We start from the raw sequence: 24,013 nt of genomic DNA, 5'->3' as shown, positions 1-24,013 counted from the left end.
TCCTTTGTAGATCGCTGTTCAGTTCTGAACCGCGGCAACTTCCGCCGAGACCAGGCGCCGCAGCTCAACATCACCGAATGGATCCAACGGTTTTCCGTTTACGAAGAATGTTGGCGTCTGCCGCACCCCAACAGCTTCGACGTCCGCACGGTCTTGGTTGAGGATCCCAACGACGTCGGGTGCAAGCATTTGTGTACGCGCGGCCTCTGCATCAAGACCCGCGGCAGCGGCAATGCCGAGTATCAAACCTGGCTGTGGTGAGCCGTGCGAAGCCCACCTGGGCTGTTCGCGTAAAACAGCCTCCAGCACAGGCTCGAAGACACCTTGCATTCGTGCGGCTTCGAGGATTCGGATCGCTTCTTCAGATGCCGCACCGTGAAATGCCGTGTAACGCATCACGACACGAACCACGGGTTCATGCTGCGCCAAGAGGTCTTTCACAATTGGATGAAACGCGCGACAGGCCTCACAGGCGGGGTCAAAGAACTCTACAATTGTGACAGGTGCGTTTTCTGGCCCAAGGATTGGTGAATAGGGCCGAACAAGGACCTCGTTGCCTTCTGAGACGAGAGGTTGGGCACTCTCCAAAGGCGCTTGGCGGTTCACATACCAGGCGGCACCGACGAAGCTGGCACTCGCAGGTGCGAGCACAGACAAGATCAAGGTGCGGCGGTTCATTTATGTGTCTCCTTGAGTGACAGGGCGGACAATAGGCTGATGAGTGCGAACGCGACGAACGCCATCAAAGGGATCGGAATGCCAAGGATCAATTGGTTGGAATCCGTGCAGGAAGGACCAATTGCAGAGCATGGCTGAATGGGCTCGGGAATCAGGCCTGCGTAAAGGCCTAGGTGCCAGAGTGCAACGGCACCGCCTCCAAGTGCCAACACTAGACCATAGCGACCAACTCGGCGGTCATGCCACCAAAGACCAAAACCAAGGACAATGACCAACGGAAACATGAAGGCCCGCTGAAACCAACAGAGCACGCAAGGCGTTTGGCCCAACACTTCGCCGATGAATAATACAGCGAGTGTAGCGACGAGTGATACGATCCAGGCAAGGACTAGGGCCATTTCTCCGGAAAAGCGGGCCATAAAGTCAGATCCCCTCTTCTAGTGTGGTGAAAACTGCTTCGCCGGGCATGTCGTTGTACCAACTACTCTCCCTCACAAGTGGCCGTAAATCATTTGTCAGGTTTACAGACGCGTTCCGGTCAGCGCCGGTAGAGGTGTGAATTGTTTTCATTTTGGTCAAATCCAATGCGAGGATGTCTATTGTGGCGTGGGTTTCCGGTAGAGCAGCAAAACTGGTTGCCAAAAAACACGACCACCAGTATCCGGCGCGTCCTAAAAACCTCAGAGTTCGTACACGTTTGGAGATCAAACAGTTCGAATGTGGCAGTAACTGACTACTGAATTACCTTTTTCGGAACACGTATAATTCCTAAAGCCACTAGAGGTTCAAGCTCAAATTTGCGGACGTGCTTGATTGTCGCGCGGAAGCAAATAGCTTAGGTTCGGCGCTGCTGAAAGTCCATTTCGCTCCGTACAATTTTGTATTTGGATAACTAATTCATGCTCACGATCGGCGGTCTTGCAAAGAAAACAGGCACGAAAGTGCAGACTATTCGCTATTATGAACAGATCGGGCTTCTACCAGAACCGGACCGTACTGAGGGGGGACAGAGACGCTATAGTAATGAGCAACTCGACAAACTTTCATTTATTCGCCATTCGCGGCAGCTTGGTTTTTCATTGGAAGAAATCCGGGAGCTCCTGGACCTCTGCGATCATCCCGACCGGCCCTGCGGCAAGGCTGACACGATTGCACGTCGGCAGCTTAAGCAGGTCGAACAGCGCATCGCGCGTTTGCAGGCGCTTCGCACAGAACTAAAGCGCATGGTCCGTGAATGCAGCGGTGGCCGCACAGCTGACTGTCGGGTATTAGAGGTACTCCGAGACCACTCCGAGTGTTTAACTGATCACGATGAGATAGGTGCTTAGGCACTACTTTGACGGTCATTGCTTCGATTTTCCCCGCCTATTACTTGCTTGGCTCTGATGATGGATCATGTCTTAAACTTTATGGCCGTCTTCGGTTCGGAAATAAATCGGGGCGGCGGCATCGCAAATTAGATTCTGAAAATCAAACAACCCACATGTTCCCTTTGCGGGTGAGATAGTACAGAAACCAGAGTAATGGGCCTTGTCGGAATTTCGTTCGCAGACAGGGAGCAACAGCTGCCCTTCAGAGTCTAAATTTTTTGGGTGGCCACCTCTTAAACCTCTAGCGACTATAGAAACTACATACATACTCGGTCGATACGAGGAACAATCACATGCCCGATGCTGCCCCCCTTCTTGCCGCCACGCAGTTACTCGATTACCGCGCACCATCCGTTGTCCGTCTGACTGAAGATCGGAAATGGCTCCGACTGCCTCAGTACGATCGCATAGGCGCAATCTACGACTTTGTTCGAAACGAAATCGCCTTCGGCTACAATCGGGCGGACAACATTCCCGCGTCTGAAGTACTTCGAGATGGGTACGGCCAGTGCAACACCAAGGGAACGCTCCTAATGGCGCTATTGCGCGGTGTAGGTATCAAGTGCCGCCTGCGAGGGTTCACGATTCACAAGGAGCTACAACGTGGTGTCGTCCCGGATTTGATCTTTCCGATCGCACCACAAGAAATTCTTCATTCCTGGGTTGAGGTCGAGTTCGACGGCAAATGGATTAATCTCGAAGGATTCATTCTAGATGAAAAATTCTTGAGCGTTCTCCAGCAGACCTTTTTCGGAAACAAGAGCTTGTGTGGTTTCGGTGCGGGCACCGATTGCCTTGACGCGCCACCGGTTCGCTGGGAGGGGCATGACACCTACATTCAAGAGACGGGCATCGAGCAGGACTTTGGTGTGTTTGAAACGCCGGATCAATTCTATTCAGAGCACATGCAAAAATTCGGACGAGTGAGGGGCTGGCTTTACCGGTTCATCATACGTCACTGGATGAACACTCGCGTCCGTGCCATTCGATCAGGTCGATTAAAGCCCAGTAGGTCTGCAATCCATGATCACGGAGGTATCGCAGATGCCGCATGACCACCACGGGCATAGTCACGTGCACCTCGATCCTCAAAGCGGCGACCGCAGAGTCGGCGTGGCAATTTGGGCTAATGGCCTTCTGACGATCGCACAAATAGTGGGCGGCCTCTTTGCCGGAAGCCTTGCACTGATTGCAGACGCCTTGCACAATTTTTCAGACATGGCCGCGCTGATTATTGCCTTCGCTGCCCGCAAGATTGCGCGGCGCCCTGCGGATGAACGTATGACATTCGGCTACGGACGCATAGAAACAGTAGCTGCGCTCATCAATTATACGACCCTTATTATCGTCGGCCTTTACCTAATTTATGAAGGAGGAATGCGCCTGATTGAACCACCGGACGTCCAGGGCTGGACGGTCGTGATTATCGCAGGGTTTGCTCTCGGCGTAGATGCTTTGACAGCAGCACTGACCTGGTCGATGCAAAAGGGAAGTCAGAACATTCGTGCCCTGTTCTTGCACAACCTATCGGATGCACTGGCGTCCGTTGCGGTAATCGTCGGCGGGACCTTGATCATCCTATTCGATATGCGATGGGTCGACCCCGCTGTTACCATCGGCATTGCGGGATACATCCTCTATCTGGCAGTGACGGAGATTGGCGGACCGGTCAGAACGTTGATGCTGGGGAGTCCCCCGGACATCGAAGGACATGATGTCGTCGATCTACTGCGCGCAACATCTGGGGTTCGCGAGGTACATCATGTACACCTATGGCAGATGGAAGAGAACGCTCCAGCGTTGGACGCTCATGTAGTCGTCGAAGAAGTTGACTGGAAACAGTTGGAGGCAATCAAGTTGGAGCTGAAAGAAAAACTATCAGATTCCTTCGGCATCGTTCATACCACTCTGGAGTTTGAGCGCGAGGGTGTGTGCGAAAACGATGTTCCGTTGTTTGGGCATGATCGGTCTTATAAGCAAACGTGACATGCCGTGTCGTCCGTCAGCGCCACTGGGACAGATTAGATTAATTGCATAACGGAGGATTTCAGGCTCATCGTAACCGTCAAGGAGTGCAGATGAGAATGAAATCCGGGAAGCAAAAACAGTCGGCCGAGAATGCTGTCAGAGACATCAGGCGCAAGACCCGTCGGCAGTTCAACGCCGAAGAGAAGATACGGATCGTGCTCGAAGGCTTGCGCGGCGAAGAAAGCATCGCCGAACTGTGCCGTCGCGAGGGTATTGCCCAGAGCCTCTATTACAGTTGGTCAAAGGAATTTCTAGAAGCCGGGAAACGGCGCCTTGCAGGAGATACGAGCCGACAGGCAACGGCACCGGAGGTGAAGGAGCTTCGGGCTGAAGCATCGGCGTTGAAGGAGGCCGTTGCCGATCTGACCCTGGAGAACCGACTACTCAAAAAAAGCATGACCGGCGATGGGGAAGACGACGAATGAGATATCCGGCATCCGAGAAGCTCGATATCATTCGCATCGTCGAACAGTCACATCTTCCGGCAAAGCGAACCCTGGACATGCTGGGCATCCCGCGGACGACTTTCTATCGCTGGTATGACCGGTATCTGTCGCTTGGCGAGGCCGGGCTTGCGGACCGGTCGTCACGACCGGGTCGGGTCTGGAACCGCATCCCTGATGCCGTGCGCCGACAGATCGTCGATCTGGCGTTGGAAGAACCTGATCTATCGCCCAGAGAACTGGCGGTCCGGTTTACCGATACAGAGCGCTATTTTGTCTCCGAGGCCAGTGTCTATAGGCTTCTGTAAGCGCAGGACCTGATCCCGAGCCCGTCATACATCACCATCAAGGCAGCAGATGAGTTCCATGAGAAGACCGTTCGGCCAAACCAGCTTTGGCAAACCGACTTCACCTATCTCAAGGTTGTCGGTTGGGGTTGGTTCTATCTCTCGACAATCCTGGATGACTACAGCCGCTACGTTGTTGCCTGGCGGCTTTGTGCGACCATGAAAGCCGGAGACGTCACTGCTACCCTTGAGGAGGCCTTGATTGCTTCAGGCTGCAACAGCGTCACCGTCACCCACCGGCCGCGCCTGCTCAGTGACAATGGCAGCAGTTATATCTCCGGCGACCTGGCTGATTGGCTCGAGGATCAGGGCATGGACCATGTCCGCGGCGCCCCCAATCATCCACAGACACAGGGGAAGATCGAGCGTTGGCACCAGACGCTCAAGAACCGCATCCTGCTCGAAAACTACTACCTGCCTGGCGCACTCGAACAGGCAATCGGCGCGTTCATCGAGCACTATAATCATCAGCGCTATCATGAAAGCCTCGGCAATCTAACACCAGCCGATGTTTACTTTGGCAGGGGCGAAACAATCCTCAGACGAAGAAAGGAGATCAAAGAACGGACAATCCACAGACGCCGCTTGCTGCACCGTCAGAGCACAGCGTAAACTAAAAGAAAAATGAGCCAGATCCTCCGTGACCGATCAGGCAATCCTGCCCCAAATCATCTGACGACGGACAACATGCCGCAGCTAACGCATGGTGCGATCAAATCGGATTGCCGCGATGTTTGGTTACTGCGGCCTTGTGAGCTGTTAAGGCCGTGCGGCCGAACAATCGATCCCAGAGTTATAAGGGACAATTTGACAATTCGCCGTACATCGTCCCCGTAACCAGCTGAATTTACCGATTGTCGGTTCACGACAATACTACAATCGGTGACCCGACAGGCACCCGTCCAAAAAGATCGATTATGTCTTGGTTCATCAATCTGACGCAGCCGCTGGAAACCGCGGTGCCAATTGTCCAATATTCAGAAGTTCCATGTAAGCGATAGAGCGTGTCGCGATTTCCCTGAAAAATATAAAGCGCTCTCGCTCCTAGAGGATTTTCCAACCCGGGAGGCATTCCACCGTTCCGCCAACTCCATTTCTCGAGTTCCGGTTCCCGCTCGATCATTTCCTCTGGTGGTGTCCATTTGGGCCACTCAGTCTTGCGCGCAATCCGAGCCCGTCCTGACCATTCGAATCCGGCCCGACCAAGCCCCACTCCATATCGCATTGCCTTTTTGTTTTCCTGAACCAGGTAGAGATAAAAGTTTTGCGTGTCGACAACAAGTGTGCCCACTTTTTCAGGAGTGTTGTAATCAACTTGCTGGCGGTAGAAACGCTCTGGTACTTTTTTCAAGTTAATTGCCGGTAGCGGAAACCGCTCGGTTGGCATAGCGCCATACATCGATATGTAGGCTGGGTCTTCAGAATATGGCACTGGTTTTATATGTGCCTTGTCAGAGGCACATCCGCTAACAACGACGCTAGCAAAGCATGCCGATCCTGAAAGAAAGGATCTTCTTGAGAGGTAAGTCATTCAGATACTACTTGTTTGTTTGGGGAAATAGCCAAGACCTTTCAGATCAACCAAATAATGCTTTTTCTCTCCATACGTAAAAGTCGATCAAAGCGGTCAGATGAAACGCTCGACAAATGATCGTCCAAAGCTCGTACTTGGGTTTCTGTCTTCTTGGGCTAATGCAGCTCTCATTTGTAAAGGCACGCGCCGGATGCAGCCACGTGCCTGACCAGAGTTTTCGGCTATTGGGTACTCACAAAACGACCACTCTTGTGCCTAAAGGCACGCGTTCATAGAGATCTTCAACATGAGCATTGATCATCCGAACGCAGCCGTTAGAGACGGATCGACCGATAGAGGAAGGTTCGGTGGTTCCATGGATCCGGTACATGGTGTCCCGACCGTTTCGATAAAGGTAAAGCGCTCTTGATCCAAGAGGGTTATTCGGTCCACCAGGGACACCATTTGCGTATTTCCGATATTTGCCGGGGTTACGACGTATCATGTTTGCGGTGGGACGCCAGCTTGGCCACTCCGCCTTGCGTTTTATTACCGCCTCCCCTTTCAGCGACAATCCCGCTTTGCCGACACCAATTCCATAGCGGCGCGCCCTGCCGAAACTCTGAACGAGGTAGAGGAAATGATTTTTCGTATCGACAACTATCGTCCCAGGAGGATAGGAAAAGTATCGTACGGATTGCGGTTCGAATTTGGGGTCGATCTTGAACTGTTTCTTGTCATGTGCATAAGCAGGCATGACAAAGGCTCCAACTGCTCCGACGGAGCCAATGAGTAAATTACGACGAGTAATCATCGCTTTTCTCCAAAAAATTACTAGCGATCGCAGGAAGCTTTGCAGCGATAAAGCTGTCACGTGTCAGTAAATTCTTGGAGGCCTGTCTTCTGGCTTTGGATCTTTGGAAAAAAGGCCAAGCAATACAGTATCTTCCAAAACCAATTCCGCCTTCAAAAATCTCGGTTCCAACGAACCCGCAATTGACACGCAATCGACTCCACACTTGGCTGGTTTTTGAGATTTTGCTTGGTTGCTTGTTCGATTGCAGCACCTGAGGTTATGCGACGTGAGTGTTTCGGACACGATCGAGGCGTTTTGAACTGCTTTTTGGTCTGGAAGCACCGGCTCCCCGGCTGTCTGGGCAGCACCAATTGCGGCGGCGGAATGAAGCCCCGTATAAAACACAATCAGTATGGTTAAGACCCACTTACGCATTCGCAATACGTACAGATAAATTCTCAAGAAATCCATAACTGCGAAAACGGAAAATGAAATTTGAAACGCCAGCACTTTGACAAAGCTGTGAAATTGAAAAAAATCGCCTGCGTCACTTGAAGCTCTAGTTACTAGAGAGGCTATCTTGCAGAGAGAAAGTGCAAGAGGCCGCAAATGACTATACACCCCGACAGTTCAAAACTAATAGTCCGTTTCAGAGTCGAAGGCATGGATTGTGCCTCATGCGCTTCAAAGATCGACACCGCTTTACGCCGCTTGCCGGGGATTGAGGAGGTGGCAGTATCCGTGCCCGGAGCCAGTTTGTCGATCAGCCATGACGGTACGGTTTCCAAAAACCAGGTCATGCAGCGGGTAAGGCACCTCGGTTTTGGCATCGCGCCGGCCGAACCCATGTCGCAAAACCATGCGAGCCATGTTGCGGATCAACCATGGTGGAGGACACGCAAGGCTCTGTTGACGATTTCGTGCGGCATGGCACTCATCAGTGCTTTTTTGATTGGCCAACTAATTCCGGAAGCGGCGTATTGGGCGTTCTTGATTGCTATGCTAGTCGGTCTCGTTCCGGTGGCGCGCCGTGCGTTTGTGGCCGCCACATTGGGCAGCCCGTTTTCAATAGAAACGCTGATGACTGTCGCGGCGGTTGGTGCGGTGCTGATAGGGGCAACCGAAGAAGCTGCTGTTGTAGTCTTTCTCTTTCTGGTTGGTGAAATGTTGGAGGGTGTTGCTGCTGAGCGTGCGCGGGCCAGTATTGCGGGCCTCGCCGATTTGATTCCAAAGACTGCCTATCTGGAACAAGGAAATACCATCTCGGAAGTGCCCGCAGATAGGCTTTCTGTTGGCGACGTCATCGTTGTGAGGCCGGGTGATCGTATTGCCGCAGATGGGGAAATCACTGAAGGTTCGTCCGAGATAAACGAAGCACCTGTGACCGGCGAGAGTGTCCCCAGACGTAAGTCACAGGGGGACACAGTATATGCAGGAACCATTAGTCTAGACGGAGTTTTGCGCATCAGAGTGACTGCTGCCGCCGACGATAATACGATCGCCCGCGTGGTCCGTCTGGTCGAAGAGGCACAATCTAGTAAGGCACCGACCGAGCGGTTCATTGACCGGTTCTCACGCTACTATACGCCAGGGGTTCTTGTGTTGGGAGCTCTTATTGCGACGGTGCCGCCAGTCTTTGCTGGCGCTGACTGGAGCGAATGGATCTACAAGGGACTTGCCATTCTCTTGATTGGCTGCCCTTGCGCCCTGGTTATTTCCACACCGGCGGCAGTTGCCGCCGGTCTGGCGAGCGGGGCTCGGCGCGGCCTCCTAATGAAGGGGGGCGCCGTGCTTGAGGGTTTTTCAGCGATAACGGCGGTGGCTTTCGACAAAACCGGAACTCTCACAGAAGGACGGCCGGTGGTTACCGATATCAGGTCATTTGGGAGCAGCGATCAGCGGTTGCTGAGCCTTGCGGCAGCATTGGAGCAGGGATCGAACCATCCACTTGCTCTCGCAGTTTTGCAAAAGGCTGCCTCGGAGAATGCACCCATTCCGCCTGCATCCGAAGCACGCGCGGTCACCGGGAAAGGCGTCGAAGGGCGGGTTGGCGGTGTGCCGGTTTTTCTTGGATCCGCGACCGCTGCTCGCGACCGGGTCAGCATGACTGAAAATCAGATTGCGGTTGTAGATGCGTTCAATGCCGAGGGCAAAACTGTTTCTGTGCTGCTTGTAGACAACAAGGTTTCCGCTCTTTTCGCCATGCGTGACGAACCAAGGACAGATGCGATAGACGGTCTCGCTTCCTTAAAGACGAAGGGAATCCGCACGCTGATGCTGACGGGCGATAACACCCGAACTGCCACGGCGATTGCAGACACGCTTGGCATCGAGCCGCGTGCGGACCTTCTACCGCAAGACAAGCAACGGGTCGTGAATGAACTACGCGCGGACGGCCTGAAAGTTGCCAAGGTGGGAGACGGCATCAACGACGCGCCGGCTCTGGCCGCCGCGGATATCGGCATCGCCATGGGAGGGGGCACGGATGTGGCACTTGAAACTGCCGACGCTGCCATATTGCATGGGCGGGTGATGGACGTTGCCAAGATGATAAACCTGTCTCATGCGGTGATGAGGAACATTAAACTGAACGTGGGGATGGCTCTGGGCCTGAAAACTTTGTTTTTGGTGACGACCGTTTTGGGTGTAACCGGTCTTTGGCCAGCAATCCTTGCCGACACAGGCGCAACAGTACTCGTCACCGCAAATGCTATGCGGCTCCTGGCATGGAAAGGGGAAACCTGAATTCAAGCGGGTTGGGGCTGGATGCGCAGCGTTTTCAACAAGTGAAACAGCTCTAATCGACATTACCGAGACTAAATGAACGCCTTCCAGGATTTCAGACCAAACAAAACCGCCGAAGAAAACTTTGCGACAAAACTGTATCTTTGGCCACCGTCAGGTGCTTGGTGCACTTTGACGACCCAGTATGGTTAAGCATTCGTAGCCAATATTGATCGGGATATTTCAGCACCATTCGTTCACTTGGAATTTAGAGCCGGTCCGCCAAACTGGGTTTGCAGGTCTTCCCGGTTAGAACAATGATGTACCAATCACGTTTTCTGTGGCCGAAAGAGGTTTAACTGCCCGCGAGATGATTAGTTCAGGCAATGATCACGAAAGTCTATCAAATCAGCGAATTTTGCTGATCGATACCGTTCGCGGTGTTGCTATTTTTGGCGTTGTGCTTTTTCACTTTGTTTGGGATCTCGAGTTTTCAGGTTTAATCGACGGAATCGCGTTCCATCCTGTTTGGCTTGCATTCGGCCGCCTGCTCGCCGGAACTTTCATGTTTCTGGTTGGCGTGAGCCTTGTCCTTGCGCACGGTAAAGGACTCAAACTAAATAGATTTGTAACACGTGTGGCGATGATCGGTGCAGCTGCGATTTCGATTTCATTCGTCACGTGGATCGCATTTCCGCAGACCTACATTTTTTTCGGCATCTTGCACGCGATTGCGGTTTCTTCTCTTTTGGGTGTTCTGTTTCTAAATTTGCCCGCCCTGGTCTCACTAATCTCGGGAGCTGGCTTACTCATCCTGCCGCAGTTCTTAAAATTGGAACTGTTCAACACCCGGTGGCTCGCATGGATTGGCGTGTCTAGTTCCCCCCCACCCAGCAACGATTTCGTTCCAATTCTGCCATGGGCCGGATTGACCTTGATCGGCGTTTTTCTAGCCAAGATTTTTTACAAAAAGAGCGGCGATTCACGCTCATTTCCCGATCTGCACAATACCAAACTGACCAGGATCCTATCCTGGATGGGGCGCAACAGTTTATTGATATACTTGGTTCACCAGCCATTGCTCCTCGTTATCATTCTGCCCGTCGCGCGAATGCTTCGCTAAGGCAGAGGCTCCAATTAAATTTCACAACACCAAAAAAATTCATTGCTGAGACAACAAAGGTTTGTATGGGTCGGACAGCGCTGCTTTTGGTCTGCTAACCGGTACGGCGCTACTCGATGTTTTCCTCGCGAGGAATTCAGCTCCCCTTTCCAAAAGAACATTTCGAAACCTAGAGTGCATTCCACCGTCGGCGTAAGAACTTACGATATTGCCGCCCCCTTCCCGAAGTTGTTCAACTGAGCTTAGGTCAGCAGCAATCTTTTCTGAAACTCTTTGCGGTGGTTGTTCCAACTGCGGGCACTGTCCAAGTGGGCCGTAGTCAGCTCCTGGGTCCTTCGCTGCTCCAAAACGATATCTTCCTTCGCAAAATCGGAATTCTGGCGGACGCCGCAGGACTTCGAACGTGGTGGAAGCTTCTTTGAGGTCCAGCCAGAAACTGAGGTTTGGATTGTCGTAGTGCCTCGCAAGATTTTCAGGTGTCATGCGAAAAGGGAGTGATTGCACCTGCACGGAAGGTTGCCCGGCGCGCAATGCGTCCCGAACTAGAGCATACACTTCGGTGATTTGCTCGTCTGTGATTGCGAAGCACCCGGAAGACGAGCAGGCTCCGTGGACCATGAGCGCAGTTCCAGAGTAACCCTTCGCGCGCTCGAGTTTGTTCGGATACCCCAAATCAAATGAAAGGAAATACTTGGAGTTGGGGTTTAGCCTCCCGAGCGTGACTTCATATATGCCTTCAGGTGCCTGGCGATCACCTTCTGCTCGTTTGGGACCCAGATCGCCGGACCAACGACACATCTCGTATGTTTTTAGGAGGACATAATCGCCGGCGCGTCTTTTTTTCCAAACCTCAAGCTCACTTTCCTGTTTAAAAATTCGGATAAAAACGGGATCCGATCCCTTGACCCCTTTGTTGCGCATCAACGCCGTGACCTTGTATGGAATTGCAATTTCTCCGCGTGATTCCATTTCGAGTGACGAACCTACACATCCCGCGAGCAGAAGCGTGAAAATTGTCATGCTCACACTCAGCACCCTACGGGCGATTTGTGCCTGTTTAAACATCTCCAAATGCATAACTACCTGACACTTCGTTAGGAGACTCACATCTCGGGAGAGCTGTGTTCATTATTCGATTTCCGCGCTGTACGAATTCGTCGAGAGCTTTTGGCTCTCTCGCAACTCAGAAAGAACAGAGCTGTTACATATACAAGCACAGTAGCTGCACATTTAATTATCGGGAAAAGTGGTTATTATTTGTTTTTGACACTAGGGGGTTCGTAATCCCTTTTGCGCACTCGTCAAATTATTGCGATAGACAAGCCACACCAAACTGCGAATACCCCTAGCGCGACAACGCTAAGCCAGCCCCAGTTACGTTCTACAGTCTCTACTATCGCAACACCAAACACATATCCAAACGCAACTAGCAACATGGTCCACAAGGCAGCAGATCCTGCGTTGAAAACAGTGAAACGCAACCAGGACATATTGCTTAACCCGACCGGAAATGCGCCGATCGTTCGCATACCTTTTGGATATCGGTACAAAAAAATGTATTTGGCTCCGTGCCTCGCAAGCAAGCCTTCAGCTCGTTTGACAATCACACCTAATCTTGGCAGCCGGCTTGTCAAATAGTCACCATATCGCCGCGCAAGATAAAACCGTGCTTCATCTCCTAAGTATCCGCCAAGAAAGGATGCCGCAGATACTGCAAATATCGAAAGATCACCAGTGCTGGCAAAGATAGCAGCAAACAGCGGCAGAGCCCCACTTTTCATCGCACAATAGAAAAAAAGTATCCCGTATACCAAGTACGAATTTAATCTGATCCATTCTTCAAGCGCGTCCATCGACAATACCCAGCCAACATATCGGTACTGTACCTACGACGTTGGAACTGTGTTGGATTGTTTTTCCAAGGTAGCAGTGAGAGGCTTTCTGCGAGGGCCGTCTTTTTCGGCCGTAAGGCCATTCTCAAAAAGGTTGAATTGTCACGAGCGGGATCAGGCCGCCTGTAGTTGTTGGACGTATGCTGTGGAACCTCGGTTGGTCGCGGCGATCCAATCAATGGGTTGCTCTGCCTCCAAAAAACTTTCCGAAATATTCACCTGAATTGCCTTCTGGATTTCTTTTTAAACTCTCGATTGTCAGGGGGCACGCCAAATCCTCCTTTATTTAATTCAAGGACCATCAACGGAAGAAATGTAAGCATATCAGTCGGTTGCAGGAAAAAGATAAAATTTTAGACAAGTCTAATTAGATTTATAGTAAAAAGCAATTCAAATATTTGTATATATTTCTTTTTATTTGATTTAATACTTACCGCGAAGCTTTTATTCAAATAAAATTCAAGATGACATCGTGAGGCCAGCCTTAAGGGAGGGCTTTGGGATGAAAAGACTACAAAATATACTTCTGCCAACAACTTTTCTGGCATTGTTGGTAACTTCTTCCGCGTCTGCGTCAGCCGATACCGGGCGCTTTATGGACATGAACCAAGACGTAAAAGCACCCATCGGATACGTACAGTTTTGCCAAGACAACATTGGTGCTTGTTCAAATGAACGCTATGAGCCGGTCGTCGTAAAATTGACGGAAGAAAGATGGCAGGAATTGCTCGCGATTAACACGGATGTAAATCGTCGTGTTCGGCCAATGACCGATGACGATCTCTATGGCAAACCAGAGTATTGGACCTACCCAGACGGCGGATATGGAGATTGTGAGGAATATGTCCTTGAAAAGCAACGAGAGCTTCTAAATGCGGGATGGCCGCGCAGCACTCTGCTAATCACCGTCGCAAAGGACCTCCAGAATGGTGGTCATGCTGTGCTGACAGTCCGCACAGACTACGGAGACATGATATTGGACAACCAAGCTGAAACAGTTCTGCCTTGGTATTCGACGCCGTACCGATACATTAAACGTCAATCTCCGTATTCCGCCGCGCTTTGGACCGGGATTGACGACGCCCGCGTGACCACTGTTGCCAGCGTACCAAGGAAGTAACGGTTTACTCTAGACGTCCAGGAGCCTTCCTTTGGGACTGCGGTCTTAGTTGATGCGCAGAACAGTGAGGAATGAGCCCGCTGATTAGGCTTCGGAATTAATTGCGTTCTTAAGGCCGCAGCTTCTTTGGACATCATGATAAGTTCGAAAAGCTGCACATCTAATCAGGAGAAGCGTTTCTGCAAAGCGGTGTTCACGGCTTCTGATAGCAGCACGAGAACAATGATCGCCAGCGTCACTGTCGCGGCCTTGTCGTACTGAAACGAGCGGACGTAGGTCTGAACATAAAGGCCGATGCCGCCCGCGCCGACGATGCCGAGAATCAGGCTCTCGCGCAAATTCAGTTCGAACCGGAAGACGGTATCGCGCAGGACCACCGGCGCCATTTGCGGCCAGATCCCCCAGCGCAATTGCTGCAATCTGTTGGCGCCCGCGCTTTCCAGTGCCTTCACGGGCTCAGGCGAGACGGTATCGATCGCCTCGGCGTAGAATTTCGCCAGCATACCCGTCGCGTGAAATGTCACTGCCAGGATACCGGGCAACGGTCCAAGGCCGACTGCACCGACCATCAGCATGGCAACCAGGATCAGCGGAATTGCCCGCACGATCGCAAGCAGCGATCGGACGGGCCGCCAGATTGCCGGCGGAACCAGTGTTTCCGCTGCCAAAATGCCAAGAACGACGGAAAACAGGACGGCGAAGAAGGTTCCAAGGATGGCAATGCGCAGGGTCTCCGCCAGACCTTGCAGAACTTCCGGCCAAATGGACATGTCTGGCGGCAGCATCCGGCCGAAAAATTCGCCCAGGCGCGCCATTGCGCCGGGGAGCTTTTCCAATCCCATATCGGCGCTTCCCAGTGACCACAAGATGGCAGCGGCCAGCACAAGCCAGGTCACGGCGCGTGACATTAGCTCACCACTCGCAGTTCGGCGCTCGGAGACGCGCCATGATAAAGCTCCGAAATATCGGAAGCGCTTACCTGCCCCGAGGGCCGGTCGAAGAGCAGTTTGCCGTCGCGCAGGCCGATGATGCGATCGGCGAAACGCTGTGACAACTCCGGCTGATGCGAGCTGAAAACGACGGTGATGCCGCGTTTGCGGGCGGCGGCGGTAATCAGGCCGAGAATTTTCTCGGCATTGGCCGGATCGAGATTGCTGACCGGTTCGTCTGCCAGGATCAGTTTCGGTTCCTGGGCCAGGCACCGTGCGATGGCGGTGCGTTGCCGTTGTCCGCCGGAGAGTTTGTCCGCGCGGCGCGCGGCCAGATCGGTCAATCCGGTATCCTCTAGAACACCGGAGACGACAAGGTGATCGCGTTCACCGAAGCGACTCCAGAGCGATTGCCAGGTCCGCATCCGGCCAAGCCTTCCGTTCATCACGTTCTGGTAAACGCTCAACCGGTCAACCAGCGCGAATTCCTGGAAAATGAACCCGACGTCCGATCTTGCGTCTCTGGGCGGACGCGCTGTCGCGGAGTAAGTTGTCTCCAGAACTTCTGCCGTACCGCGCCAGTTCCGCAACCGCCCGTCAAGAAGTGCCAGCAGAGTTGACTTTCCCGCCCCTGACGGCCCCAGAAACGCAACGCTTTCTCCTGCCTTCAGAGTCAGGGAGACATTCGACAAGGCAGGATGTTCGTCGAACTGATGCGTGACATCGCAAAGGGCAGCGGCAACGCTCATTTCAGGAAACCATAACGCCGAGCGGTTTCGCGAACGCCTTCATAGACCTCCGGGTCAGCGGTAACATAGCCGTCCGGGCCGTAGAGATAGGCCAGCAGATAGCGGTTTTCCGGATCGTTCAGGCTAAGCATCACGTTAACGAACCTTGTCTGCAATCCGGCATCGAGACCGGGGCGTGCAATGACCGCATGACTCGGGATCTGTTCCGATTCCGCCAGAACCCTGACTTCTGCCTGCTGGTCCGGCGTTAAAAAGAGATCCGCATATTGGCTCGCTCCGGCGGCATCGACCAGTCCGTTAGCCATGGCCTGCATCGCCTGCTGGTATCCGCCTGCGAAGAATTTCCGGCCGAAAAAGCTGTCGGCGTCATCAGTTCCGGAGATCAGGCCTTCGCGGACAAACAGATCCAGTGGATAAATATAACCGGATTCCGATACAGGGTCTGCGAAGGCAATGTCACGCCCCTTGAGATCGGCAAGGGTTTCAATGCCGCTGTCCTTGCGGACGAAGACCCGTCCGGAGTAGCTGGGCTGACCCCGATAGACTTCCGACAAAAGCGGTACGGCTCCGAGCTGATCTTCCGCGAGAACAAATGGTAGGGCGCCCATGAAGGAAATGTCGGCATCGCCGTTTCGAAGCGCTTCGACTGCGGCTGCATGGTCAAAAGTGACGAAACCGATGACGGGGACACCCATGTGCTCCGACAGCCAGCCGGTGATGACTTTGATATCTCCCAGAAGCTTTTCCGGGTTCTCCTGCGGAATGAAGGCCAAGGTCAGGCCCTCCTCGGCAGCGAGAGCCGGCAGGACGAAGCTGGCGGAGGCAGCGGCCAGGAACGTGCGGCGGTTCAGCATCAAAACATCCTCTCGTCAATTGCGGCCTGCATGGTATTGAACTTTTGCCATTGCTGTTCCGCCTCGCCCCAGTCTCCTTCAGCGCTGGCATCGCCCACGGCCCTCAGGATAGCGCTGAGTTCATAGATTTCGGGTTTTGCCGCCTGATTGGTCATCACGCTGGCGTCGGCTGCAAGATCCGGCGCAACCGTGTCGATGAGCAACGCGATATTCTGGGCATCACGGGCGGGCAGAAGTGTGTCCAGGGTCGACGCGAAGGTGGTCAGCTCTTCCCAGGACAGGCGGAAGACACTGTCACGGCCTTCAAAGCGCTGATAGGGCTCTTCGCCATCGCCGATGGCTTCCAGATACGCCGTCAGGTCTGCTCGTTGCTCTTCGTCCAACCCAAGATTCCTGGTGTCGTTGAACCAATCCACAACGCTGGCCAGCGTCGGCAGCGAACCGTCATGCATATAGGGGGCGGTGAAGTTAATGTTGCGCAGCGTTGGCGTTTCGAAGGCTGTGGCCGTGCCTCCGGGGAAAGGCCGCTCTGAGCTCCCGATATCGTGTGTCAGTCCATCCGTGAAGTTCTGATCCGGCGTGTGGCAGGACGCGCAGGACTTGCCGTTCAGTCCTGGAAAATCAGTATTGAAGATGGCTTCACCCTGCTTTGCCGCGTCGGAGGCCTTGTCGGTCAGCCGGCCTGCCCGGTCGATTTTCGGGTTCGGCAGCCAGTCGAACTCACGGACATAGGCGACTAGCGCATCAAGCTGGAACGGGGTCGGCTCCTTGCCGGCAAATTCGGTAACGATCACGTTGCGGATGAAGCGGCGCAGACTGGGTTCGCGTCCGTCACGGCCATAAGGCGCGGTGAACCGTATACCGCGCATCGACGGCGTATCGAGGTGATCGTCCTTCCGGTCATTGAACATCGGATTGAAGAAAGCACCGTCGACATCCATCCCCCCGGGGCGATAGCTGAGGCCCGGAATGAAGAACTCCCTGTTGATGTCAGATCTGTTATGGCAGGTGGAACAGGCAATCCCAAGTTCCTGCGCCGGACCGCCGAAGATCTCAGGACTGTCAAACAGCATGTCGCCATAAGCGACAAGCGGCAGGTTGGCTTCGTCTTCACCGGCTTCCTCGAATTGAAGAATAAGGCGCGGCAGCTCGCTTTGATCGGCGATGTTTGATCCCGGAGGCAATGTTGCGGGCAGTTTCACTTCCGGTCCAGAAAGGAAAACCGTTTCCGGAACAGGAGCCAGCTTGTCACGAGTTGCAAATTCTGCCGGCAAGTAGTTGGTACGAATGTAATCGGAAACATCTTTGCGGGCGTTTGCGAATTCTGCCTTGTTGCTTTCCTGTCCGCCTTGGCCCAGAACGCCGCCACTGCCCAGGGACGAGTTTAGGATGAGCCATGCCCTGCCAAGCTGGCGAGCGGCAGGCTCATCGGCGGCGCGAATAGCATCTTCAAAGGCGCGGTAAAGCGTTTCGGCCTTGGCCAACTCAGTGGCTGCTTCTGGAGTTCCGAGCCTGGCATCCGCATTTTCCAGGTGACGCAGTATCCCCTGAGCAACGATGACCGTTGCCGCTTCAAACAGCGCCTGCCTGTCCTGCACTTGAAGAGCACTGTTAAGAGCAGCGGCTTCCTCGTCACTTGCTCTGGAAACCGCGGCATACGGCAGTGAGCTGCCTGGAACGGCGCGGTTCCAGCTGGCTTCAATTTTCTCCCAGGGGACTGGGGAAAGGTTTCCCAGAAACAAGGTGTGCCGATAAGCGGCTGCACGTGGAGCCCAGGGGGCTTCTTTGATTGCGGTGGCTTGCGCGGTTAGCGGAACAAGGCAGATCGCTGCGCTGGCAAGGAGAGTTTTCATAGCTGCGCCTATTATATTTAGACTAGGCTAAATTTCTTAGGATGATCTAACGCATTGTCAAGTGACTAATTTCACGGCATACACAATCACCATGAAAACAAAGAGGATGTGTTCCGTTCATGACCGGTCCTTCACCCAAGGTGTCCGATAGAAGTGTCGATGAACAGGCCAGCGGGTTCGAGGCTGTGCGCACCGCGCACCAGAGTGAAATGGTCGAGGACTATGTGGAACTCATCGCGGAACTGATCCACCTGAACGGGTCTGCGCGTCCGGTAGAAATTGCCGAACGGCTTGGCGTTGCGCAGCCGACGGTATCGAAAAATCTTGCTAGGCTGAAGCGAGAAGGTCTTATCCTTAAGGAGCGCTACCGCGATATACGTTTGACTGAGGCGGGCCGCCAACTGGCGGAAGCCTGCCGCAAGAGGCACAGGATTGTCGTCGATTTCCTGGTTACACTAGGAATTTCCGCAGAAGTGGCCGAGCAAGACGCGGAGGGTATCGAGCATCATGTCAGCGAAGAGACGCTGAAAGTGTTTCAAGATTTCGTGAAAAGAAACGCGCCCGGCACCGACTGAGCACGGCTCGAGTTGGTGGTAACATTTCGTCAAATCAATCTTCTAAACCCAGCAAAGAGCATATTGAGTAGAATGGGACCAACCTGTGCACTCAACGCGAAGCCACAAAACTAATTGGAACCCCGCGGTGGGTCGTGCAGCGACTTACCCTTGATCGGCCAGAAACTCTAATCGCAAGTTGTACAGCTGACGACGCAAGATCAGCTCCAACGCAGAAGGCCAGCGCGAGCAATCGACGTTCGAATGAACCGGATTGAGACATCCAACAACAGGTTGACGGTTAACCCAGAAAGTCCGCTTGAACACATCTCCGGTTTGTTGGAGCGGGCGGCATTTTGACACCTGTGAAACACCTCGGACACCTTCTAGATGCATAGGATCAATCCTCGAAGTTCGATCAAAATACCGGCGATGAAGAACAAAGTACCTATTGAAAACAGCCCAAAGCCGATTCTAAAGAAGCTGACCGACTCCTGTGTTTCACATCCGATGATTTCGATCGGGTTGTATGTCTGTGCCGTGTCGCTGTTTTTCTTTATCTTTCCCGGTGCCGATATTTGGTCGAGCGGATTGTTTTATTCAGAAGTTTTCGGTTTCTGGGCGAAGAACATGGCGTTTCTCAGAGACGTAAGGTATCTCGGCATATTTCTAGTTCAGGTGGTTGCGACTACTTGTGTTGCTGTGTTCGTTCTGAAGTTGCTTATCCCCGATCGTCCACCGCTCATGCCACTCCGCCAACCCTTGTTTCTGCTGTCGACTCTGGTTCTTGGCCCCGGCGTGCTCGTAAATTTGATCTTGAAGGACAATTGGGGTCGCCCGAGACCGCAACATGTGGCTGAGTTCGGCGGAGACCTACCCTATCAAACTGTCTGGAAAGTCACTGACTATTGTGACCGAAACTGTTCTTTCGTCTCTGGAGAAGCGTCTTCCGCCATTTGGTTGACTTCAGTCGCCTTTCTAGTTCCCGCTACGTGGCGCAAAGCGACGCTGCTATTCGTGTTGCCGCTTTGCTTCATCCTGTCATTAAACCGAATCGCATTCGGCGGTCACTTCCTTTCTGACACATTAATTTCCTGGGGCGTAACGCTGCTGCTCAGTTTCGCAGTCTTTCATCTGCTCTTTCAAAGAACGCGGCCAATTGTGAGTGATCGTTCGTTGGACGAATGGATGACCGCTCTTGGAAGATTTATGCAACTGAGTTTTCAAAGACTAAGGCGACGGTAAGCAAAATTTTATTGAATTACCTTTCGTTTCCCAGAGTTTGATCTTATGGGCGCTGATTTCGTGCCGGAGGAGATTTGCAGCCAAAGACTTCCGATATCATGCACTGCGGCACACGACGCGTCAGAAATGTATTTTGAGTCTAGCTAACAAGCACTCAGTAAACGTGTTGCAGTACTGTTGGCGTTACCGGCGGCACGGATCCTAATGGTAACGCACACTTGCGGTGGCCTTAGTGCAATTAAAAGGATCGAAAAACCTCTAAGATAGACCTCTTTGTAGTTCAACATCAGATTGCTTGATTGAACGCTTCCTCATTGTAGTCATGTTGCAAAATTCGAGGCCTACGGGCGTCACGTAATAAGTTGTCGATTGCACTGCGTTCGGACTCAAATCTTTCGCGCATTTCTCTATCGAGCACGCGTCCTTCTGGAAGTCTGGCTCGCATTGGATCCAAAGGTTGGCCATTAGCTAGCATCTCGAAGTGAAGGTGAGGTCCTGTTGAAAGTCCAGTCGAGCCAACATAACCTATGATTTGTCCCTGTTTGACGCGAACACCTTCCTTTATGCCTTTGGCAAATCCGGTCTGATGATTGTAGGTGGTCGTGTACCCATTGGTGTGTCGAAGTTCAGTTCGCTTCCCATAGCCGGAACTCCAACCTGCCTTTATCACGGTACCATCTCCAGCAGCCATGATCGGTGTCCCGCGCGGAGCAGACCAGTCCACTCCCTTATGCATTCTTGAATATTTGTAGACGGGATGCCGACGCATGCCGAAGCCGGATCGGAACTTGCCACCATCAATCGGTTTCCTGAGCAGGAACTTTTTTGCGCTTTGGCCGAACGCATCATAAAAGTCAGTAGCTCCATCGTCAGGCGTCCGGAAACGGTAAAATTCCAGCGTTGTCTTGCCATTGCTCAGCGCAGCAAAGTGGATCTTAGATCCGAAGTTACGGTCATCTCTGGAGTATAGCAGCTCTATGGTAGCACCAGGCCTAATGGAGGCCTTGAAATCGATGCTAAAGGACAACATGCGAACAAGTTCATTTACAACGTTTTTTGGTATGTCTTGCTCAAGTGCAGTTTGATAAAGACTATCGTATAGCGCTGGCGTTGGCCCGCTGTGGGAGACACGATCCGCGTCAGCAAAGGCTGCTGCTGGAAAGGTGCTAGGCGGCCGGGCTTTGATGTAATCGCCGCCGTCTGATTGGGCAACGGTCGCTTCGTGTTTCGTATCGCTATACAGACTGATACGCACGGGCAGCTTTCGCTCCGGATCGTCCTGTGAGGGCGCGTACGCTATTCGGAGTCGTTGTCCGTCTTCAAGTTTGGAGATTCCATACAATCGCTGAAACGCAAGTGTGATCGATGCAGCTTCTACTTCTGGAACCTGCTGATTTAGGAGGGTCCCCGTAAGGTTTTGCCCCTGAGCCACTGGCACAATGCTTTCATCCATTCCGGCTAACCGAATATCGTCATCGCGTTTTGACACGAAAGAAACGTTTTCCGGCGTTATCCGAACCGCATAGCGCTCCAAATCTGGCTGAAGCGCCAAATTGAAGTCGAAACGCCCAGGATCAATCACTGCTTCATAATCCATGTTAGTTGCATCCACCGAACGGGTCCGGATAAATTTGCGAACTTTCAATTCAATTTCCGATTCTGACAACGTCTTGTCCAAATCGAAATCCGTGTTCGATGATGGAAATGGTGTAAGGCTTATACTGACATCATTGGCCAATTTCACACCGTACAGCGAGTCGGCAAGAAGAGAAGTTGCAACTCCCTCGGTTGCCCCTGTCGCTTCTTTCTCCGCACTCCTAGAAAATATGTTCAGCGTACTGAAGGCCGGAATTTGAGATGCAAGCGACGGGTCTTTCTTGGTAGCAAGCGTAGCGCTGATGAAAATATGTGGTTGAGCGCGAATGTTGTCTCTGTCGCCCTCACGGGAGACAATATTCACATCTATTAATTGCTTGCTGGAATATTCAGTCGCCGATCGCAGAAACCTGTCTTCTTTGCTGTAACCGTTGTTCGAGATCGACAACTCATTCAATAAAGCACTCGAGGATTTCGCCCTTTCAACTTCGTATTGGCCATCAAAGGCAGCGAATAGCGCGCCGCCCATCAAGAACAGGGATGTGACGCCAGTGAGTGCTGAACCAGCGAACCAGCGCAGTGAAACCCCTCGTCGGTCCGACATGCCATACACCCCTTCGTAACCAAGCAGCGGCGGTTCTTGACCGAGCTCGATTTTTGAGGACTGGGGGTTTTGGGTAGCGTCAAAGTGCATTGCTATCTTTCGGAAGTTAAGCAACCAATTTGTGGATCGAATTCGTTCGTGCAGCGCGGTGTCATTTGATTGCCATCACCATTCGAACATATCCCGTTTGTTGTTGGTTACATCCGCGAAGAGGCTACCTCTTCGTTCACCAAAGCTCGCAGTTCTGCCTCGCCAAACGAACTAAGGTGACGGCCGTTAACGAAAAACGTGGGTGTCTGGGTTACGTCTAAAACTTCGGCATCGGCGCGGTCCTGATTAATACTCGCTGCTATAATGCATTCTGGGATCTGAGTTCGCGTAGCTTTTGGGTCGTTGCCGGCCTCTTTAGCTACATTGGTCGGGGCACAGAACACTAGCCAGTAAGCGCGCGCAGGCCCGTCGCGGTCCAGCAGAATGGGCAAACCTATAGCCGTTACCTGTTGCCAGGAATTCACGAGATTGCGATTGGGCCATAAGAAGTTCCTGAGTCGGGTTTCCAAACTGGTGAGTTGTTTACACCCTCTAGCCACTTTAGGTTCAAGCGATTTCGCAATTGTCGGAATGAAATTGTTAAACACAGTACGATCTAACTCGCATGACGAATAATGTATTGCTTTGTACGTTTTCGCTATGCTGTGCCACCGCTCCTGTCAAAGGTGACCGAATGAACCGTATTATCGTTTGCAGTACATGCAAATGCGACCCTTCGCCAGATCTTGATGCATTGCGTCGATCGTTGAACGAATCAGGAATGGCGATTGAGGTTACACAGATTGAATGCATGGGGGCCTGTGAACAACCGATTGCGGTGGCGTTTCAGGGGGTTGGTAGAGCGGCATACCTTTTTTCAGGCCTCATCTTTCCAGACGACATTGCTGACATCATCTCGACGGCCCGAAATTTTCTGGCAACGGACAAAGGCTGGATCGAAGACGCCCGACCATGTGGACGTCTCCGTTTCTGCCTCAGAGCGCGCATTCCGGCGCTATAAGCCTATTCCACGTTCACAGTCACCGTAGCCTTAAGCGGTTCCGTCTCGACAGCGAGCATGCGGTGATCGTTGGAATTGAGCGTAACCTCAACCGTCGCATCACCTTTTGGAAGAGTCGGCAGGTGGAGCCATGCACTGTAGTGCCGCGCGACCTTCACGCCATTTACATATACGTGGGCATGGCCCTCGCCCAACACATGATCCGAGCCTGCCCGCTCCGGAGCAAAGCTGAAATTTTCCGTCATGATATGAAGATTGTAGCCGCTAACCGGATCCTTCGAGACACTGATTTTCAAGGACGGTGCATCGGGACCGCCAGGTACAGAGGTAGTCCTGTTGTGGTTGTGGCCAGCGGTTTGGCCGGAATGATTAGTTTTGAGCTCCACTGATGCGGTCTGCATCTGGTGATCGCTGGCTGATGAGTGGTCATGACCGTCAAGAGCGACACCATTGCTTGCGGCAACAACAAAGCCGATGCCTCCGCCAAAGACCAGCCCGATGGCGAAGAGTGCGAGAGAGCGTTCCATGGGGTTTCAGGTTTCCT

General features: G+C 52.8%; 21 protein-coding genes and 1 pseudogene. 10 read left to right on the top strand and 12 right to left on the bottom strand.

The window, feature by feature from the left end; translation table 11 throughout:
- Positions 1–18: 18 nt before the first annotated feature.
- A complete protein-coding gene (locus SADFL11_RS24785) occupies positions 19–678 on the bottom strand; it encodes a DsbA family protein (RefSeq protein WP_008188213.1) in 660 nt (219 codons plus the stop codon).
- Positions 675–1,097 carry a disulfide bond formation protein B gene (locus SADFL11_RS24780; protein WP_008188234.1) on the bottom strand — a complete coding sequence of 141 codons (423 nt, stop codon included), beginning with the start codon at positions 1,095–1,097 and terminating at the stop codon, positions 675–677. The genes SADFL11_RS24785 and SADFL11_RS24780 overlap by 4 nt, the downstream gene beginning before the upstream one ends.
- 480 nt (positions 1,098–1,577) lie before the next feature.
- On the opposite strand from SADFL11_RS24780, the gene SADFL11_RS24775 reads away from it, so the two are divergent.
- From SADFL11_RS24775 to SADFL11_RS24760, 4 genes and pseudogenes are all read left to right on the top strand, one after another.
- Positions 1,578–2,006 (top strand): MerR family transcriptional regulator, encoded by a 429-nt coding sequence (locus SADFL11_RS24775; RefSeq protein ID WP_008188248.1) that lies wholly within the window; start codon positions 1,578–1,580, stop codon positions 2,004–2,006.
- Positions 2,007–2,341: 335 nt separating this feature from the next.
- The gene (locus SADFL11_RS24770) at positions 2,342–3,103 is read left to right on the top strand and encodes a transglutaminase-like domain-containing protein (RefSeq protein WP_008188268.1); all 762 of its coding nucleotides are present in this window, start codon (positions 2,342–2,344) and stop codon (positions 3,101–3,103) included.
- Positions 3,093–4,034: a cation diffusion facilitator family transporter gene (locus SADFL11_RS24765; RefSeq protein WP_040450261.1), complete on the top strand. Its 942-nt coding sequence runs from the start codon at positions 3,093–3,095 to the stop codon at positions 4,032–4,034. The genes SADFL11_RS24770 and SADFL11_RS24765 overlap by 11 nt, the downstream gene beginning before the upstream one ends.
- A gap of 92 nt (positions 4,035–4,126) precedes the next feature.
- Positions 4,127–5,478: pseudogene (locus SADFL11_RS24760) on the top strand (IS3 family transposase).
- 250 nt (positions 5,479–5,728) lie between these two features.
- Here the strand turns inward: SADFL11_RS24760 and SADFL11_RS24755 are convergent.
- Both SADFL11_RS24755 and SADFL11_RS24750 read right to left on the bottom strand, forming a co-directional pair.
- Complete coding sequence (locus tag SADFL11_RS24755) at positions 5,729–6,217, bottom strand: L,D-transpeptidase (protein WP_407690697.1); 489 nt, start codon at positions 6,215–6,217, stop codon at positions 5,729–5,731.
- Positions 6,218–6,632: 415 nt separating this feature from the next.
- Positions 6,633–7,136 (bottom strand): L,D-transpeptidase, encoded by a 504-nt coding sequence (locus SADFL11_RS24750; RefSeq protein WP_008188287.1) that lies wholly within the window; start codon positions 7,134–7,136, stop codon positions 6,633–6,635.
- Between the two features lie 648 nt (positions 7,137–7,784).
- Here SADFL11_RS24750 and SADFL11_RS24745 point away from each other — a divergent pair.
- Positions 7,785–9,920 carry a heavy metal translocating P-type ATPase gene (locus tag SADFL11_RS24745; RefSeq protein WP_081450442.1) on the top strand — a complete coding sequence of 712 codons (2,136 nt, stop codon included), beginning with the start codon at positions 7,785–7,787 and terminating at the stop codon, positions 9,918–9,920.
- Positions 9,921–10,317: 397 nt separating this feature from the next.
- Positions 10,318–11,022 carry a heparan-alpha-glucosaminide N-acetyltransferase gene (locus SADFL11_RS24740; RefSeq protein WP_265936783.1) on the top strand — a complete coding sequence of 235 codons (705 nt, stop codon included), beginning with the start codon at positions 10,318–10,320 and terminating at the stop codon, positions 11,020–11,022.
- A 39-nt stretch (positions 11,023–11,061) separates the two neighbouring features.
- Here the strand turns inward: SADFL11_RS24740 and SADFL11_RS24735 are convergent, their stop codons facing one another.
- Complete coding sequence (locus SADFL11_RS24735; RefSeq protein WP_040450304.1) at positions 11,062–12,042, bottom strand: L,D-transpeptidase family protein; 981 nt, start codon at positions 12,040–12,042, stop codon at positions 11,062–11,064.
- Between the two features lie 281 nt (positions 12,043–12,323).
- Complete coding sequence (locus tag SADFL11_RS24730; RefSeq protein ID WP_134853286.1) at positions 12,324–12,875, bottom strand: DedA family protein; 552 nt, start codon at positions 12,873–12,875, stop codon at positions 12,324–12,326.
- 541 nt (positions 12,876–13,416) lie between these two features.
- On the opposite strand from SADFL11_RS24730, the gene SADFL11_RS24725 reads away from it, so the two are divergent.
- Entirely contained in the window at positions 13,417–14,034 is a 618-nt protein-coding gene (locus SADFL11_RS24725; RefSeq protein WP_008188219.1) for a transglutaminase-like cysteine peptidase, read from the top strand.
- 164 nt (positions 14,035–14,198) lie between these two features.
- On the opposite strand, the gene phnE is transcribed toward SADFL11_RS24725, so the two are convergent.
- The 4 genes from phnE to SADFL11_RS24705 are packed head-to-tail and all read right to left on the bottom strand — an operon-like array spanning position 14,199 to position 18,419.
- The gene (gene phnE / locus SADFL11_RS24720; protein WP_040450250.1) at positions 14,199–14,942 is read right to left on the bottom strand and encodes a phosphonate ABC transporter, permease protein PhnE; all 744 of its coding nucleotides are present in this window, start codon (positions 14,940–14,942) and stop codon (positions 14,199–14,201) included.
- Positions 14,942–15,712 carry a phosphonate ABC transporter ATP-binding protein gene (locus SADFL11_RS24715; RefSeq protein WP_008188375.1) on the bottom strand — a complete coding sequence of 257 codons (771 nt, stop codon included), beginning with the start codon at positions 15,710–15,712 and terminating at the stop codon, positions 14,942–14,944. The genes phnE and SADFL11_RS24715 overlap by 1 nt, the downstream gene beginning before the upstream one ends.
- Positions 15,709–16,566 carry a phosphate/phosphite/phosphonate ABC transporter substrate-binding protein gene (locus SADFL11_RS24710; protein ID WP_008188307.1) on the bottom strand — a complete coding sequence of 286 codons (858 nt, stop codon included), beginning with the start codon at positions 16,564–16,566 and terminating at the stop codon, positions 15,709–15,711. The genes SADFL11_RS24715 and SADFL11_RS24710 overlap by 4 nt, the downstream gene beginning before the upstream one ends.
- The gene (locus tag SADFL11_RS24705; RefSeq protein ID WP_008188231.1) at positions 16,566–18,419 is read right to left on the bottom strand and encodes a cytochrome c peroxidase; all 1,854 of its coding nucleotides are present in this window, start codon (positions 18,417–18,419) and stop codon (positions 16,566–16,568) included. Before SADFL11_RS24705 ends, SADFL11_RS24710 begins: the two co-directional genes overlap by 1 nt.
- Before the next feature lie 119 nt (positions 18,420–18,538).
- Here SADFL11_RS24705 and mntR point away from each other — a divergent pair, with 119 nt between their 5' ends.
- On the top strand, positions 18,539–18,994 hold the full coding sequence (gene mntR, locus SADFL11_RS24700) for a manganese-binding transcriptional regulator MntR (RefSeq protein ID WP_040450248.1): 456 nt from the start codon (positions 18,539–18,541) through the stop codon (positions 18,992–18,994).
- 411 nt (positions 18,995–19,405) lie between these two features.
- A complete protein-coding gene (locus SADFL11_RS24695; RefSeq protein WP_008188361.1) occupies positions 19,406–20,218 on the top strand; it encodes a phosphatase PAP2 family protein in 813 nt (270 codons plus the stop codon).
- Between the two features lie 286 nt (positions 20,219–20,504).
- Here the strand turns inward: SADFL11_RS24695 and SADFL11_RS24690 are convergent, their stop codons facing one another.
- Positions 20,505–22,508, bottom strand: coding sequence for a M23 family metallopeptidase (locus SADFL11_RS24690; protein WP_008188367.1), 2,004 nt, complete (start codon positions 22,506–22,508; stop codon positions 20,505–20,507).
- Positions 22,509–23,073: 565 nt separating this feature from the next.
- Here SADFL11_RS24690 and SADFL11_RS25790 point away from each other — a divergent pair.
- A complete protein-coding gene (locus SADFL11_RS25790) occupies positions 23,074–23,469 on the top strand; it encodes a DUF1636 family protein (protein WP_322962303.1) in 396 nt (131 codons plus the stop codon).
- 2 nt (positions 23,470–23,471) lie between these two features.
- On the opposite strand, the gene SADFL11_RS24680 is transcribed toward SADFL11_RS25790, so the two are convergent.
- On the bottom strand, positions 23,472–23,996 hold the full coding sequence (locus SADFL11_RS24680) for a hypothetical protein (protein WP_008188223.1): 525 nt from the start codon (positions 23,994–23,996) through the stop codon (positions 23,472–23,474).
- Between the last annotated feature and the right edge of the window lie 17 nt (positions 23,997–24,013).

This window comes from Roseibium alexandrii DFL-11, assembly GCF_000158095.2.
Classification (GTDB): domain Bacteria; phylum Pseudomonadota; class Alphaproteobacteria; order Rhizobiales; family Stappiaceae; genus Roseibium; species Roseibium alexandrii.
The sequence above is the reverse complement of the archived record's forward strand: the minus strand, read 5'-3'. Positions and strand labels throughout refer to the sequence as shown.

Bases quoted from the DNA above. Each gene is read 5' to 3' on its own strand.
- SADFL11_RS24785 (WP_008188213.1), bottom strand. From the start codon at position 678: ATGAACCGCCGCACCTTGATCTTGTCTGTGCTCGCACCTGCGAGTGCC.
- SADFL11_RS24780 (WP_008188234.1), bottom strand. From the start codon at position 1,097: ATGGCCCGCTTTTCCGGAGAAATGGCCCTAGTCCTTGCCTGGATCGTA.
- SADFL11_RS24775 (WP_008188248.1), top strand. From the start codon at position 1,578: ATGCTCACGATCGGCGGTCTTGCAAAGAAAACAGGCACGAAAGTGCAG.
- SADFL11_RS24770 (WP_008188268.1), top strand. From the start codon at position 2,342: ATGCCCGATGCTGCCCCCCTTCTTGCCGCCACGCAGTTACTCGATTAC.
- SADFL11_RS24765 (WP_040450261.1), top strand. From the start codon at position 3,093: ATGCCGCATGACCACCACGGGCATAGTCACGTGCACCTCGATCCTCAA.
- SADFL11_RS24750 (WP_008188287.1), bottom strand. From the start codon at position 7,136: ATGCCTGCTTATGCACATGACAAGAAACAGTTCAAGATCGACCCCAAA.
- SADFL11_RS24745 (WP_081450442.1), top strand. From the start codon at position 7,785: ATGACTATACACCCCGACAGTTCAAAACTAATAGTCCGTTTCAGAGTC.
- SADFL11_RS24735 (WP_040450304.1), bottom strand. From the start codon at position 12,042: ATGACAATTTTCACGCTTCTGCTCGCGGGATGTGTAGGTTCGTCACTC.
- SADFL11_RS24730 (WP_134853286.1), bottom strand. From the start codon at position 12,875: ATGGACGCGCTTGAAGAATGGATCAGATTAAATTCGTACTTGGTATAC.
- SADFL11_RS24725 (WP_008188219.1), top strand. From the start codon at position 13,417: ATGAAAAGACTACAAAATATACTTCTGCCAACAACTTTTCTGGCATTG.
- phnE (WP_040450250.1), bottom strand. From the start codon at position 14,942: ATGTCACGCGCCGTGACCTGGCTTGTGCTGGCCGCTGCCATCTTGTGG.
- SADFL11_RS24715 (WP_008188375.1), bottom strand. From the start codon at position 15,712: ATGAGCGTTGCCGCTGCCCTTTGCGATGTCACGCATCAGTTCGACGAA.
- SADFL11_RS24710 (WP_008188307.1), bottom strand. From the start codon at position 16,566: ATGCTGAACCGCCGCACGTTCCTGGCCGCTGCCTCCGCCAGCTTCGTC.
- SADFL11_RS24705 (WP_008188231.1), bottom strand. From the start codon at position 18,419: ATGAAAACTCTCCTTGCCAGCGCAGCGATCTGCCTTGTTCCGCTAACC.
- mntR (WP_040450248.1), top strand. From the start codon at position 18,539: ATGACCGGTCCTTCACCCAAGGTGTCCGATAGAAGTGTCGATGAACAG.
- SADFL11_RS24695 (WP_008188361.1), top strand. From the start codon at position 19,406: ATGAAGAACAAAGTACCTATTGAAAACAGCCCAAAGCCGATTCTAAAG.
- SADFL11_RS24690 (WP_008188367.1), bottom strand. From the start codon at position 22,508: ATGCACTTTGACGCTACCCAAAACCCCCAGTCCTCAAAAATCGAGCTC.
- SADFL11_RS25790 (WP_322962303.1), top strand. From the start codon at position 23,074: ATGACGAATAATGTATTGCTTTGTACGTTTTCGCTATGCTGTGCCACC.
- SADFL11_RS24680 (WP_008188223.1), bottom strand. From the start codon at position 23,996: ATGGAACGCTCTCTCGCACTCTTCGCCATCGGGCTGGTCTTTGGCGGA.